Below are 14,338 nucleotides of genomic sequence, written 5' to 3'. Positions count from 1 at the left end.
AGTCATGTAGATGAGCTTATCTAATTCATCACCCCTATTAATTATCAATCAGAATAGTGGCCGCTTCGGATTTTCGTAGCGCCAAACAATAGCCCGATACACTCAGACAAATCGGATCACCAAGTGGAGCCTTAGCCTGTAAGCATACCTGTGCTCCTGGCAAACAGCCCATCTCGAGCAATTTAAGCGACATCAACTGATCACTAAACGACTGAATTACAGCCTTCTCTCCAATTTTCAAATCAGCTACACTCCGTTTACTCATGTGCCGGCAGGCGCCTGGCCATATAGACCACCAGGCTTATTTAGATTCAATTTAATTAATGCAAGATTACGTCAGAAAGTTCGGGGATGCAAGCGCTGGAAATACAAAATGTAGCGGCTTGGATTCCAAGCCACTTTTAGCCAGCCATAAAGGGTGCAGGACAAGTTCTTTTTTTGACAGGATTAACAGGATTTTCAGGATTTATTGCGTTAACTATTGGTAAAATAAATCCTGAAAATCCTGTTAATCCTGTCAAAAAAACAGTTTACAAGCCCATACGCTAAACATGTCCTACACCCGCCATAAACACGGTCCGGCTGCCTCTCTGATGCAGGCACGCGGTATCACAAAAACCAACAATCGCCTAAACTCAATCACTTATAAATTTCAAACTTATGCTATCTCCCTAACCACAGGCAATCCCATAGATCAATTTATAACGTCTAGACACCTCGTGTATGTTAAGTAAATGGACAATGCAAAATGGAGAATGGCTATGCGCTAAAAAACAATAATTCACCATTTTTCATTATCAATTATTCATGGTCCATTCACTTAACCATCAATCAAGTAAAATTTTGAGATTGCCCGGCTTACGCTAGCAAATCCCACGCAAACCGCAGAATGGTAGCAGCAATGACCAGTAGGAAGAACACTCGAATGAAACGATTCCCCTTCAGAATGGCCAAACGAGCCCCCAGAAATGCTCCGGAGAGATTTGCCAATGCCATCGGAAAAGCGAACGAATAAAGTATGAGGCCCCTATTCGCAAAAAATAGTACGCACGACAGGTTAGTAGCGGCATTCACTAATTTGGCGTGCGCACTGGCTTTCAGGAAGTCGAAGCCGATCAACGTAATAAAACCTAGAACCAGAAAACTGCCTGTCCCCGGTCCGAAAAAGCCATCGTAGAAGCCAATTATGGCCCCCATCAGCCACATGCGTACCCGCTGTTGCTGTGCTGTCACGATCCGATGCGATACCTGCCCAAAGCTTTTCTGGGTAAGTGTATAGATGAATACAGCGACCAGAATAACCAGTGCAAAGGGTTTCATAAAGCTGTTGGGCACCCTTGTCAGCGTCCAAGCTCCCAACCAGGACGCTCCAAAAGCGATGGCCATCATGGGACCAATGAATCGTCCGGCCACAGCTACTCGGCGGCTATATTGAAACGCCCCCATCAGGCTCCCGCTCAGTGAAGGAATCTTAGTCGTGCCAATCAAGGTCGGAACGGGGTATTGTGGTAGGGTAAACAAAATAGCGGGCGTTTGAATCAGTCCTCCCCCACCTATAATGGCATCGATAAAACCGGCTAGAAATGAAAAACTACAAAGCGTTAAAATTGTCGAATACTCCATCAATACCTACACGAAATTAATCCCAGCACTCCATTATCAGTAAATCGCCAGTCTTAGCCTCAATGCGCACAAAGCCATCTTCGGCGGCTTCATTGCTGCTGCTGGTTCGATACCCCAATGTTAAGGTGGCGTCCTGTAAATTGTATTTCAGCCCCTCTGATGTAAAGCCGGTTACGGTTCCAACCGGAATCAATGAGATGGGCGTTCCTGCTTCGTACCACTTTTCAAATTTGCCAACAAGCGGAAAAATTTTGGAATGGTCGTCGATCATGGTAATCCGAATCTGATCTTTATACCGAACAATACTGGTCATATTGACAATGGTATGATCGGCCCGGCGACCAGTTGCCCATACGATGTTGACCGCCGGGTAACCACGCTCAATCAGGTATTCAATGCCTTTATCAAGATCGGTTTTCTCCTGATCGGGTGTATGTATAATCTCCAGCGGATATTGCTGCTCCCGAATGCTATCGAGGTCCAAATCCCGATCAAAATCACCGAGTAGTACATCCACTTTAATGCCCAGATCGAGTACCCGCCAAATGGCACTATCGAGCACAACAACCGTTGGACTCCACTCCAAAAGCTGACCTAGTAATTCGGGGTCACAGGCTTCGCCGTTGGCAATCAGAAGAGCGGGCTCCTGTTTCTCGCGAACAATATGATGAGATGACATAGTTAACAAAGATAAATGGGCAATTCGGATGAATCCTGCTTAATTTTGTTTTTGCTAACGAATCTATTACGCTTTGCAACGCCTTCTTCGCTTTCTAAGCCTTCCGCGCTTGTTGGGTTTATACATCGTGCTGTTCATTGCTGCGGCACTTCAGAATTATCTGCTGGGCTATGGTAATTACAACAATTACCTGATGTTCGCCAAGCCGTTTCATAACCTGCTTCTGGACAAAAGCATTTACGGATACCACCCCAATCTGTACTTCGATAACTATAAATACAGCCCAACCTTCGCCTGGTTGATGGGCCCTTTCTACTACCTGCCGAATCTGCTGGGTATGATTCTGTGGAACGTGCTGAACACCGTGGTGCTATTAGCAGGCGTGTGGTTTTACTTATCCGACGAGAAAAACCCGGCTCGTGCACGTCAGGTAGCGCTCCTCATCATTATTCTGGAAGCCCTGATCACTGCTCAGAATCTACAAAGTAATAACCTCATTGTGGGGTCTATCCTATTGGGTTTGTATTTCCTCCGCAACGAAAAGGTATGGCAGGCGGCTTTTTTCTTTGTACTTTGCCTGTTTATTAAATTCTATGGCGTAGCGGCTGCCGGGTTCTTTTTGTTCTATCCAAAGAAGCCACAATTCATTCTGGCCATGATCGTCTGGACGGCACTATTCGCCATTGCACCACTCACGATGATTCCCCCCGACCATTTAGCGTCTGAGTATCGCGAGTGGTTTGCCGTGATTGTTGAGAGTAAATTAGGTTTGCAGGTTTCCGTAATGGGCATTGCGCAAGCCTGGTTCGGAATGCCTAAAACCGACGCCAATTACCGCGTTATCGAAGCCATAGGCGCTACGCTATTTCTGCTGCCATTCCTCCGGTTTAGCCTTTGGCAGAATCGATTGTTTCAGCGACGGATGGTTGCTTACTTCCTCCTGTTTATGATCGTGTTCAACAAGATGGCCGAATCGCCAACCTACGTGATGGCCGTTACGGGTGTGGCTTTATGGTGGGTTTCGCTCGAACAACCTACCCAGCTTGATCGTATTTTACTGGCGCTGGTTGTTATCTTCACCTCGCTTTCCCCCACCGATATTTTTCCGGCCATTATACAGCGAGAGTTTTTCCAGCCCTACAATATCAAAGCGGTTCCGTGTTTGCTGGTATGGGCGCGGGTGCAATACCAAATCTGGACACAACCGAATTCAGCCAGCCAATCGTTACAGCCCACTTTGTAGTATTTTCTCAATATCGGCCGGACTATCCACGCTGGGCGTCTGGAAGTTCGTCGATACGAGTTTAATTCGATAACCTGCTTCCAGCCAGCGTAGTTGTTCTAACGACTCAGCCTGTTCGAGTAATGAAGGCGGCAATTGTGTAATCTTTTCAAGCACATCGGCACGATAGGCATACAGTCCTACATGGCGATGGTAAGCATGATGCGCGTGCCACTGATCGGGTTCAATCCCCCACAAATAGGGTACAGCCGAGCGACTGAAATAAAGTGCTTCGTTTTGTGAATTGACGACAATCTTGGCTTCCTTAGGATCATGCAATATAGCTGCCGAATCGACTGATGCCATTTGCGTAGCCAGTTCTACGGTTCCGTCCAGAATGGCCGCGAGTTCGTCAATCTGTGCAGGATCGATAAACGGTTCGTCACCCTGAATATTGAGAATATAATCTGACGAATCACCCGGAATAAGGCCATCGCCAATGAGTCGGTCGTAGGCTTCCCAACAACGGTCGGTGCCGCTGGGATGATCGGTACGGGTCATGACCACTTCCTCGCCCAATTGCCGAACAGCTTCTGCAATGCGCTCATCGTCGGTCGCTACCACGACTTTATCTAATGATTTAGCCTGCTTGCACTGTTCCAGCACACGCTGAATCATTGATTTCCCACCAATATCAGCCAGTGGTTTTCCCGGAAAACGAGTTGATCCGTAGCGGGCAGGAATAATACCGATTATCATGAGTTACTGTTTGAGTCTTTACTATTTCCGAACGGGTCCATCTTTTTCTATCACCCAATAAGTCGGCTCAACAGCCTGCCGTTGCTGGTAATATTGGTCGTAAGCAGGGAAGTAACGTAGGCGCTCATTCATGACGTTATCGAACTGACCAAGCAGTCCCAGCAAGAGTTCGCAGCCTTCGCGAACAGCAAACTGGCCACTTTGGCTACCTGTTACATAATCGGCAAGACCGTTTTGAATAACGTACTGCATGAACAGCGGATTGGCATTTCGACGAATCATAATCCGCACCCCAGCGACTTCAGACACAGATAAATCCAGGGCATCATCGAAGAAGAAAGCAACTTCGTGCGGTTGCAAATTATGTTGCTCCAGCAAATGGTGGAGTACGTCGATCTTATGTTTCGCCTGCGAATAGCTGGCATGAAAGTGCTCCCGGCGAACCAACGTTTCGGAGAGGGTATTAATCACACCGGTAATAATTGCAGCTACTGGCAACTGGCCACCATGATGCAGCCAAAGCCCAAATCGAAGCAGATTCGTCCCCATCGAGTCCACCTCACTAAATGAACTGCTCCCGGCTTCGGTTTTGATACCGTCGTTAAAAACACCATCCCAATCAAACACGATAGCCCGAACAGCTTTCAGTTTTTCGGTAAGTGCATCGATGGGAGTTATAAACTGGCCACCGAGGGCGGTGAAGATTTGTTCTATGTCAGCCATAAGGATGTATGATGTATGATGTATGATATATGGCTTTTGCGCCAGCTACATCATACATCATACATCCTATATCATACATTCTAATTAAGCCAGTTCTGGCAATGTATTCCGGTATTTAACTTCTACGGCGTGTAGCTCCAGCAGGGGTTTCAGGAATTCTTCCAGGTAGCGAATATCCAACTGGCTGGCAGCATCACAAAGCGCTTCGGATGGGCAGGTATGCGTTTCCACAAACAGGCCATCGACACCCGCAGCGACACCCGCACGAGCAAGTACAGGCAGGTATTCGCGAGCACCACCTTTGGCATCGGCCGACGGAATACCGTACTTCCGAATGGCGTGGGTTACGTCGAACACAACGGGGTAATTGGTACGCGCCATGTGGTAGAACGCGCGAGGATCAACTACTAAGTCATTGTAGCCAAAGGTGAAACCGCGCTCGGTTAGGATAATCTGTTCGTTGCCCGAATCTTCGATTTTTTTGACCGGGTGCTTCATGTTCTCCGGTGCCAGAAACTGCCCGTGTTTCACGTTGACCACTTTGCCCGTTTTAGCCGCAGCAACCACCAGCATCGTCTGCATACACAGATAAGCCGGAATTTGCAGAACGTCAACCACGTCGGCAACGGGTGCACACTGATCTGGGTAGTGAACGTCGGTCAACAACGGGAAACCGAATTGCTCTTTCACTTTGGCCAGAATCTTCATGCCTTTGTCGATGCCGGGACCATTGTAGTAGTTCAGGCTGGACCGATTGTCCTTTTGGAAGGATGATTTATAGATGATCTTGATGCCTACGCGCTCCTGGATTTCGCGGAGTTGCTCGGCAACCGTCATCATAATTTTTTCATCTTCAATAACACAGGGGCCACTGATGAGGAATAACTCATCCGACCCACATTCGATGTCGCCAACGCGAACGATTTTCTGAGACATTACTTTGTTATTTTAAGCTTCTATTGATGCTATAGGATACGTTGATTCTCTTTTTAGTTTGGCAGAATCAATAGCAACCCTACTTATCATATACTTAATTGGCCGTCATCCTTCTGGTTTTTCAGGAAGGAATTAAGCAGAATAAACCCGGCACCCACCATAACCGATACATCAGCCATGTTGAAGATACCCGTTTGAAAAATACCGAAACTGATATGTAAAAAGTCGGTCACCGACCCATACGCCATTCGGTCGATGAGATTCCCGATGCCACCGCCAATGATAAAACAAGCGCCTGCCACAAACAGCCGGGGCGTATTAAATCGGAATAGCAGATAACCAAAACCCAGCACGATAGCCAGCAAGGGCAAAATTTGTAGTAGCAAGCTCTTTAGCATCGGTGGTAACGACTCGCCTACACTTAGGAAAGCCCCCGTATTTTCCACTTTCGTGAGCGTTAGATGGCTATCCAATAGCGGAATGCTTTCGCCGTAGTTTACCTTCGTTCTCACAATATTTTTTGACACCTGATCGCACCCAATATTCACCGATACGGTCAGTACAATGAGCAGGATTCTAAGTATGTTTTTCATCGATCAGTTATCAAAAAACCTGGGCCTACAATCTGCGGAACAAATCTTTCAGCAAGTCAATCGTAATAACTTCCTGCCAGTTGTCGCCGATGGCGTGCAACCACATGTGCGGCAGATTGTACGATACATGCGCCATTTGGGTGATGATGTCGTCGCTCCAATCTTTCGATAAACCCTGTGGCAAATCAATCTGGTGATAGGCGACCATCTCCTTGAACTCGGCTACTCCTTGCGGATAGTAGTCTTCGAGATGATTCATGATCAGGCAATTGGCATAACAATGCCGAGTTCCCAGAATTTTCGACAGGCCGTAGCTCAACGCATGACAAACGCCCACTTCAGAATACGTCAGGCTAAGACCACCCATCAACGAAGCCACCATTAGTTTGTCGTCGTTCTCCGGTGTCTGACCCGATTTTTCGCCCAGATAAACCTCCCGGCAAAGTTTCATGGCTTGCTCGGCATACGCGTGCGAATAGGCATTGTTCATTCGCCCATTCTCCGATTCAATGCAGTGAATATAGGTATCCATACCTGTATAGAACCACCAGTTGCGAGGTACGCTGGCAATCAGGTCAGGATCGAGGACAACCTGGTTGAAAACGGTCCATTCGCACTTCAAGCCCAGTTTTTTAACGGGGCCGGTCAACACCGCCGTCATCGATACTTCAGCCCCCGTTCCCGAAATCGTTGGAACACCCACGTGATAAACACCCGGCTTTTTAATCAGATTCAGGCCCTGATAAAGCGTCGATGAACCTTCGTTGGTTAGCATGAGCGACAAGGCTTTCGCAATGTCCATGATGCTTCCGCCACCAATACCAACAACCCCCGATGGCAAGCCTTTTTTAGCCAGAATCTCATCGCGAAGCTGGTCGATCTGTTCGGTGGTTGGCTCGTGCTCCTCAACACTAATGTAATAAGTCAAATCCTCGGCATGAGCCGGAACCTGACTTTCCAGGGTTTTGCCTTTGAAATAATTATCGACCAGAAAAACGAAGTAACCTTCATTATCGGCCCGACGTGGAGCCAGAATTTCGTCGAGTTGTGAAAAACTCCCCCGACCGAAAACTGTCTTCTCGATGCCTTTGAAATTTTTATGCGTGGTTTGTATTGGTGCTGCTACCATTGTATTGTCAAGCCATAATGGCTAAAAATTACGCTTCTACCAGTGTTGCTTTCCGAACGGCGGCTTCAATGTTTTTCGCCAAGGTCGCCACTTCTTCTGCCGTCCAGCTTGCCCGAATGCCGAACGAAATCAATCGACCAATTGTCGCTTGTGCGTTTGGGATATCGAGGTTTTTATAATCCTGTGGAGCCCCAAACTTCTCGATGGCTAAGGGCGCAGCCGTCTTCATTTCTTTGATGTGGGTCCACTGGTTTATAAAATGGTACATGTTGGTGTACCAATAATTGAAACCGCCTACACCAGCCGCATTTAACTCGGCAACAGTGCGTTGCGCGGAATCGGTATCGGCCATCAACAGGTTCAGGAAGGTAGCCGAGTCACCATCGGCGTCAGGAATCGTTGCGAACGATACCCCTGGAACCGTTCCCAGCGCTTCCATCAATTGTTTTTTGTGTGCGTTGTTACTCTTGATAATCTCGGGAACCCGGCGCGTTTGCACCAGACCAACAGCGGCATGAAGCTCGCTGATTCGGTAGTTAAAGCCCAGAATTGGGTGCTGCTCCATCCCCCGGTTCGTACCAACGTGATCGTGACCGTGGTCAGAGTAGGAATCGGCGTGTTTGTAGGCCGTCTCGTCGTTCGTAACCATGATGCCACCTTCACCCGCTGTAGCAATCTTAAAAAAATCGAACGAGTAAGCGCCCGTTTTTCCCCAAAGGCCCGTTGAAACACCTTTATAGCTCGCGCCCATTGCCTGACCGGCATCTTCAACCAGCACCAGATTATGCTCATTCACGATAGCCATGATGTCATCCATGTTCGCCATTTGGCCACACATATGCACCAGACAAATCGCTTTGGTTTTCGGCGTAATGGCTTTCCGAATTCCCTCGGCGCTTAAGCAAAGGGTCTCGTCGATATCCGCGAAAACGGGTAAAGCACCGGCCATCAATACGGCTTCGACCGTAGCGATATAGGTAAAAGGCGGCACGATAACTTCGTCGCCAGCACCGATTCCGGCAGCGGCCAACGCACACAAAACCGCCGTCGAGCCACTCGATACGGCATGGGCGTATTTGGCACCAACTACCTTAGCAACTTCAGCCTCAAACTCACGGGCTTTGTAAATATTATTGCGTTGCGCTTCGTGATTATACCGAAACAGGATACCGGTCTCAAGCACATCGTTGATTTCCTTGCGCTCGGCCGCTCCAAAAAATTCCATTCCTGGCATGACGTAGACTAGTTTAGTTAGTTGCTTCAGCAATCAGATAATCAGAAGCGACTTTTTTTCTGCAAAAGTACGGCTTTTACACCGAGAACGAATACTTCGTTTTAGATGGACGCAGATTGCGTCTTCTCTTTTTCTGACAGGATTGACAAGATTTACAGGATTGTAGTCATAGGGCATCTTGTAAATCTTGTCAATCCTGTCAGAAAAATAAACTTGTCCTACACCCTTTTAGATTGGTACGCGATTAATACAGAATTCGTTTCTCCATGGCAATCCATTCCTGAAAAACGGCTCCGGCTTCTTCGTGCAAAAGTTGATGCATCGGAATATGGCGCTCCTCGCGGGGCTTATCTAATTCTTCGTAGATAAACTGATCGTCGAAACCGGCTCCTGCTGCATCAGAATGAAAGGCTCCGTACACGATTCGGCTGGGACGCGCCCAATAGATAGCTCCCAAACACATAGGGCAGGGTTCGCAGGACGCATATAAGGTACAATCATCGAGCTGAAATGTGCCCAGATTTCGGCAGGCATCCCGAATGGCTACGACTTCGGCATGAGCTGTCGGGTCGTTTGTTGAAGTAACCTGGTTACAGCCACGCCCAACAATTTCACCATTCCGAACCACAATCGAACCAAAAGGCCCACCCTTGCCTGTTGTCATACCCTCGCGAGCCAGTTGAATAGCTTCACGCAAAAAATACTCATCTTGATTAGTCATAATTACTTTTGTCAAGGGTTGTCAGGAATAGTCAGGTTGTTGTCAGAAATGGTCAAATTTTGCTTGCTTTTCGGTAACAATTACCTAACCATACTTGACAACCACCTGACTATTCCTGACCATTTTTAAAGTGCAGCAAGATACTTGGTAACCGCTATCTGAGCAGCTCTGTTTTTCTGAAATGTATCAGGGACCAGCGCGTCTCGCAGCGATTCGTAGAGGTACATGACTTCCCATAAACTACTCAGCAACGTTGTTCGATCAGGCATTGACACCGTTTTACGAAGCTTCGTAAGCTCAAGCGAGCCAAAGGTCGTTTCGGCCCGACGAACTCCCCGAGGCAAGCTTTCATTTTTAAGATGCAGCATTGGCCCCAATACAGCATTTCTGACAAAGGCCAGAAAATCAATAGCCTCAAAAAACTCCCCACGCCCTACTTTAAGCGCGGCATAGTGTGTCCAAATCCAGAATCGATCCTCGGCCCATTGAAAATCAAAAGGTGGGTATTGCGCCGTTGATTCCTGAATAATTGTACTCAATGCCTGATCACGCTCCCAAAGTATGGTTGGATCTTCAACACGATGATAAAATTCATCGGGTGTCAGAAACTTAATATCAACGTGCAGCAACGCGTTTTCGTAGAGAACGATCAATAAGCGGGGTTCGCCTACGTGATCGCCCCGAAAAGAGGCCAATACGGGTCCAAGTTTTGCTGCATACGCCTGCATCTTTTCAACGTCGGGTGCAATTTTCTGGGCTGTCACCAATACCAAATCAAGGTCAGAGTAAGCATCGATTTCGCCCGATGCCCATGAGCCACCAGCCGCTAATCCAATCGCGTCGGGGTCTTGTTGAATATAGACAAGCGCATTGGTAATGAATGTTTGAAAGGGTTGTAAATGGGCCTGCATTGCTCAGTAGCGCCGGGTCGCCGGTGCGATTAGTAAATTATCGCAGAACGGCTCCGTATCAGGATTAGTTCGGACAGTATATCAATCTATTCATTTACCGAATCGGCAAAACTACCCCAACGCCTGCTGGACTGACGGAGAGTAGTAGTCGCTCCTGCTTATCGCCCCGATTTTTGAAAATGAAGTAGTTCACTAAATCGAACGCCAGCAGAAAACCGCCTTGCACCATAATGGATTTGCCATAGCCTCGCAATTGATCGGCCTTATCGGGATGAGATTCGGCACGTTCCCGCAAATAAGCCCCACCAATCACATAGGCAACATCTAAACCAGCATTGACGAGCAAAATCTGCTTCATGTTCTCATGCTTCCGAACGGCATCGGCTATCGTTTCGCCATTCGACGGCCGTTTCCGCGATGCTAGCAAACCAGCCCCAGCAATGCCAAGATTGACCAGATTCCAATATACATTCATTTTATGGAAATACTTCGTCTCGCCCGTTGTCTGTCCAGAGGCTATAGCTCCAACCGCAATATTGGCAAGCGCAAAGCTACCCAATGTTAATCCCAGAGTTTTTTGATGTTTAATCCGCTGTTCGCTAAACGAGCTTAATTCGGGCGGAGGAGACTGGCGCTGGGCTGTGGCCGCACTCCCCAATAGAAGCGAGCCAGCAGTCAGCAGGAGATGTCGAAGTGGGTTCATACCAACTGGTTTTAAGTATGAACCTGAATTCCAGACCGATGTTTTATAAACCCAACTTCGCTCTGGCCACTTGGTCATTGATATTGGTTAATTCCCGAATTTCTGGCGGAGTCAGTAGCTGGACATCATTTTGTTGAAGCAATTGTCGTGGCGAATAAACTCCATCAGCAATGGCCTGATGTAAAATTGGCCCAAAAGCAGGTTCATAAATACCCAACAGAGGTTCAGGCAATTGCCCATCCGAATCGTAGAAAACCGTCGCTTTTTTTGCCGTGTTCCGGCCTTTTACAAGTGCATCGAGCGATTGAACAGTCAATAAGGGCATATCACAGGCTACAACGAACCAGGCCGCTTCGGCATCGTATTGAAACGCCGACAAAATTCCGTTGAGTGGCGTTGGAATATCAAACGCGTCGACAATCCGAAGTTGATCAGAATCCATCAGTTCATTGGCCTGCATTGCATTCACCGACCAGAAAACCACACTACAATAGGGCCTGAGCAATTCGGTCAGGTGCTCACGTTGGGGTTTTCTATGATAGACCAACTGCGATTTATCCTGACCCATTCGGGTGCTTCGACCACCAGCTAAGACAAGTCCATTTAGCTTACTCACGATGAAAATCGCGTTTACCGCCCGTTTTTTCCATGAGCTTGGTTTCCTTGATAATGATGTCGTGCGAGAAGGCTTTGCACATATCGTAAATGGTCAAAGCCGCAACCGATGCCCCTACTAACGCTTCCATTTCGACTCCAGTTTTGCCTTCGGTCGAAACCAGGCAATCCACAATAGCATCCGTTCCTTCGGTCGTGATTGTAATCTGGCAATTATCCAGGCCAAGCGAATGACAAAGTGGAATCAGATCGTCGGTTCGTTTGGCCGCCATTGTCCCCGCAATGATAGCTGTCTGAAATACGGGACCTTTCTTCGTAGAAATATCGGTGCCTGTTAGGTGTTGCATAATATCTGGCCCCAATGAAACGATACTCTGGGCGCGGGCGGTTCGACGAGTAACGATTTTCGCTCCTACGTCGACCATTGCCGGATTTCCTTCGGCATTGAGATGCGAAAATTCGCTCATAAAAGATAATCCCTTATTTAGGTGGAAATTTCTTGTAAATATCTCCTCTACTCAAAATTGTAATGACAATCGCAGCGGCAGTTTGCTCGTTGGCCGGGGGCATATACTCCACTCCCATTCGCCAGCCACCAATCCGAATCCGGTAATAATTCTGATCTTTTTTCTGCCCTTCCAAGTATTTGTAATCGACACCAGAACTTTCCAGATCAGTAGCCTTCTCCAATTCGTCTAAAACCTCTCGAACAGATTGCTGAATTTTAGATGGCAATTTTTGTAGTTCTTTAACGAAAGATTTACGAACAGTTATTTCCATCCCATCTGGGTTTTTAAGTCAGCCAGAGAGATGATTGGCTCATCGGCGCGAGCTTCCATAATCTTAGCCATCAAATAATCATCAACATCCTCGTTTTCAATTAGCTGAATTATCTTTTCCACTTCATCAACAGAAAAGTTATTTCGTTTTTTTTTCGTAGCAAAGCTAACTGGCGAGATTCCTATTTTCTTCGCGATGTAATCATTTCGATAACCGGCAACGTCAATAAGGCTTCCGATATGAGCGACCAGATTTTTATAATTACTAACAATTTCCGTGGCCATCCGTTAGTTCTTGTTAATCGTACATGACAAATATAAGCATAAATTAGGCACAACTACCCTGCATCGAGTTTAACTGGATTACATTCTGCATTGAGGTTCATAAACTGAATCCTAATTTCGTCGGCAATAAATCGTAAATCATACCCCGTAAATCGTAAATCCTTATGCTTTCCGTTTCCGACGCTTTCTCTATTACTCAACAACACCTGCTTTCACTCCCAACCGAAACCGTTTCGCTTCTCGATGCCAACGGCCGCGTTCTACGTGAAGCTGTTCGAGCCGACCGCGACTTTCCTCCCTTCAATCGAGTAGCGATGGACGGAATTGCCATTCGATTTGCCGATTACGCAGCGGGGCAACGTACGTTTCGGGTTATTGGTATGCAACGTGCGGGTCAGCCTCAGCAAACGCTACAGGATTCGGGTACTTGTCTGGAAGTAATGACGGGGGCTATGTTGCCTATTGGCGCTGATACGATAGCCCGTTATGAAGAAATTCGCATTGTGGATGGGCAGGCAAGCATTGTTGTTGAAAACACGCCTTTTGGCCCAATTCAGATGGGTATGCACATTCACCCGCAGGCTACCGATCGTCGGGCGAACGACGAACTCATGTCTGTTGGTACACGTCTTGGTCCTTCCGAATTAGCTGTGGCCGCTTCGGTAGGTCAATCCACGTTGCTGGTTACGGCACTGCCTCGTGTTGCTCTCGTCTCAACCGGCGACGAATTAGTTGACGTTTCCGATACGCCCCTACCCTATCAAATTCGCCGATCGAATACTTATATGCTTCAGGCAGCACTACTGTCGCTGGGTATTCAGGCCACTTTACATCATATTGTGGATGATGAAGAGCAGTTAGAAAAAGGCTTAGAAGACTTACTCGTGACTAACGATATGTTGATTCTTAGCGGTGGAGTTTCGGCGGGCAAAGCTGATTTTGTGCCTGATACACTGGAGAAACTGGGTGTCCAAAAGCATTTTCACAAGATCGACCAGCGCCCAGGCAAACCACTCTGGTTTGGCACATCGGCATCCGGCAAAACGGTCTTTGCACTACCCGGAAATCCTGTTTCAACCGTACTCTGCGCATATCGATATGTCCTGCCTTATCTGCGCGCATCACTTGGGTTAGCTCCTGCGACAATTCGGTATGCTCAATTAGCTGAATCTGTGACATTTAAACCGAATATGACTTATTTTCTGCCCGTTCGACTAACATCCGAAATGGATGGTCGGACGTTAGCCCATCCATTACCAGGCTCGGGTTCTGCCGACTTTGCTAACTTGTTGGCAGCCGATGGCTTTATGGAGTTCCCCCCCAATCAGTCAGAATTTGGTGTGGGCGATAGTTTTCAAGTTTGGGAAACATTGCAGTAGGAACTTGAATCGTATACAGCTTTTTTTGTCATGCTGACGAAGGAAGC

18 protein-coding genes are annotated in these 14,338 nt (G+C 47.4%); 2 read left to right on the top strand and 16 right to left on the bottom strand.

Annotated elements, in window-relative coordinates:
- Nucleotides 1-37 precede the first annotated feature (37 nt).
- The 3 genes from ACYVGR_RS07270 to ACYVGR_RS07260 all read right to left on the bottom strand — a co-directional run bounded on the left by ACYVGR_RS07270 (nt 38) and on the right by ACYVGR_RS07260 (nt 2,302).
- A complete protein-coding gene (locus ACYVGR_RS07270) occupies nt 38-265 on the bottom strand; it encodes a FeoA family protein (protein ID WP_460955040.1) in 228 nt (75 codons plus the stop codon).
- A gap of 593 nt (nt 266-858) precedes the next feature.
- Nucleotides 859-1,623, bottom strand: a complete 765-nt coding sequence (locus tag ACYVGR_RS07265) for a sulfite exporter TauE/SafE family protein (RefSeq protein WP_460955038.1) — start codon at nt 1,621-1,623, stop codon at nt 859-861.
- Nucleotides 1,624-1,639: 16 nt separating this feature from the next.
- A complete protein-coding gene (locus ACYVGR_RS07260) occupies nt 1,640-2,302 on the bottom strand; it encodes a thiamine diphosphokinase (protein WP_460955036.1) in 663 nt (220 codons plus the stop codon).
- 73 nt (nt 2,303-2,375) lie between these two features.
- On the opposite strand from ACYVGR_RS07260, the gene ACYVGR_RS07255 reads away from it, so the two are divergent.
- Entirely contained in the window at nt 2,376-3,545 is a 1,170-nt protein-coding gene (locus tag ACYVGR_RS07255) for a glycosyltransferase family 87 protein (protein WP_460955034.1), read from the top strand.
- Here ACYVGR_RS07255 and kdsB read toward each other — a convergent pair.
- The 13 genes from kdsB to ACYVGR_RS07190 all read right to left on the bottom strand — a co-directional run bounded on the left by kdsB (nt 3,528) and on the right by ACYVGR_RS07190 (nt 12,912).
- Nucleotides 3,528-4,283, bottom strand: a complete 756-nt coding sequence (kdsB, locus tag ACYVGR_RS07250) for a 3-deoxy-manno-octulosonate cytidylyltransferase (RefSeq protein WP_460955032.1) — start codon at nt 4,281-4,283, stop codon at nt 3,528-3,530. The two genes, ACYVGR_RS07255 and kdsB, sit on opposite strands and share 18 nt — an antisense overlap.
- A gap of 21 nt (nt 4,284-4,304) precedes the next feature.
- Complete coding sequence (locus tag ACYVGR_RS07245; RefSeq protein ID WP_460955030.1) at nt 4,305-5,006, bottom strand: phosphatase; 702 nt, start codon at nt 5,004-5,006, stop codon at nt 4,305-4,307.
- 84 nt (nt 5,007-5,090) lie between these two features.
- On the bottom strand, nt 5,091-5,942 hold the full coding sequence (gene kdsA, locus ACYVGR_RS07240) for a 3-deoxy-8-phosphooctulonate synthase (protein ID WP_460955028.1): 852 nt from the start codon (nt 5,940-5,942) through the stop codon (nt 5,091-5,093).
- An 86-nt stretch (nt 5,943-6,028) separates the two neighbouring features.
- Nucleotides 6,029-6,535 carry a signal peptidase II gene (lspA, locus tag ACYVGR_RS07235; protein ID WP_460955026.1) on the bottom strand — a complete coding sequence of 169 codons (507 nt, stop codon included), beginning with the start codon at nt 6,533-6,535 and terminating at the stop codon, nt 6,029-6,031.
- 25 nt (nt 6,536-6,560) lie between these two features.
- Complete coding sequence (locus tag ACYVGR_RS07230) at nt 6,561-7,664, bottom strand: iron-containing alcohol dehydrogenase family protein (protein WP_460955024.1); 1,104 nt, start codon at nt 7,662-7,664, stop codon at nt 6,561-6,563.
- Nucleotides 7,665-7,692: 28 nt separating this feature from the next.
- The gene (locus tag ACYVGR_RS07225; RefSeq protein WP_460955022.1) at nt 7,693-8,898 is read right to left on the bottom strand and encodes a DegT/DnrJ/EryC1/StrS family aminotransferase; all 1,206 of its coding nucleotides are present in this window, start codon (nt 8,896-8,898) and stop codon (nt 7,693-7,695) included.
- 244 nt (nt 8,899-9,142) lie between these two features.
- Nucleotides 9,143-9,619 (bottom strand): nucleoside deaminase, encoded by a 477-nt coding sequence (locus ACYVGR_RS07220; RefSeq protein ID WP_460955020.1) that lies wholly within the window; start codon nt 9,617-9,619, stop codon nt 9,143-9,145.
- A 125-nt stretch (nt 9,620-9,744) separates the two neighbouring features.
- The gene (locus ACYVGR_RS07215) at nt 9,745-10,530 is read right to left on the bottom strand and encodes a nucleotidyltransferase domain-containing protein (RefSeq protein WP_460955018.1); all 786 of its coding nucleotides are present in this window, start codon (nt 10,528-10,530) and stop codon (nt 9,745-9,747) included.
- Nucleotides 10,531-10,624: 94 nt separating this feature from the next.
- Nucleotides 10,625-11,233: a DUF6992 family protein gene (locus ACYVGR_RS07210; RefSeq protein ID WP_460956076.1), complete on the bottom strand. Its 609-nt coding sequence runs from the start codon at nt 11,231-11,233 to the stop codon at nt 10,625-10,627.
- Nucleotides 11,234-11,276: 43 nt separating this feature from the next.
- Nucleotides 11,277-11,849 (bottom strand): NTP transferase domain-containing protein, encoded by a 573-nt coding sequence (locus ACYVGR_RS07205; protein ID WP_460955016.1) that lies wholly within the window; start codon nt 11,847-11,849, stop codon nt 11,277-11,279.
- Nucleotides 11,842-12,315, bottom strand: a complete 474-nt coding sequence (gene moaC, locus ACYVGR_RS07200; protein WP_460955014.1) for a cyclic pyranopterin monophosphate synthase MoaC — start codon at nt 12,313-12,315, stop codon at nt 11,842-11,844. The genes ACYVGR_RS07205 and moaC overlap by 8 nt, the downstream gene beginning before the upstream one ends.
- A 13-nt stretch (nt 12,316-12,328) precedes the next feature.
- A complete protein-coding gene (locus ACYVGR_RS07195) occupies nt 12,329-12,628 on the bottom strand; it encodes a type II toxin-antitoxin system RelE family toxin (RefSeq protein ID WP_182463508.1) in 300 nt (99 codons plus the stop codon).
- Nucleotides 12,619-12,912 (bottom strand): hypothetical protein, encoded by a 294-nt coding sequence (locus tag ACYVGR_RS07190; protein WP_460955011.1) that lies wholly within the window; start codon nt 12,910-12,912, stop codon nt 12,619-12,621. Before ACYVGR_RS07190 ends, ACYVGR_RS07195 begins: the two co-directional genes overlap by 10 nt.
- A gap of 164 nt (nt 12,913-13,076) precedes the next feature.
- On the opposite strand from ACYVGR_RS07190, the gene ACYVGR_RS07185 reads away from it, so the two are divergent.
- Nucleotides 13,077-14,291 carry a molybdopterin molybdotransferase MoeA gene (locus tag ACYVGR_RS07185; protein WP_460955009.1) on the top strand — a complete coding sequence of 405 codons (1,215 nt, stop codon included), beginning with the start codon at nt 13,077-13,079 and terminating at the stop codon, nt 14,289-14,291.
- Nucleotides 14,292-14,338 lie beyond the last annotated feature (47 nt).

The sequence above is a fragment of the Spirosoma litoris genome, from assembly GCF_054776755.1.
Note: the sequence above shows the minus strand (reverse complement) of the source record. Positions and strands in the feature narration are given on the sequence as shown.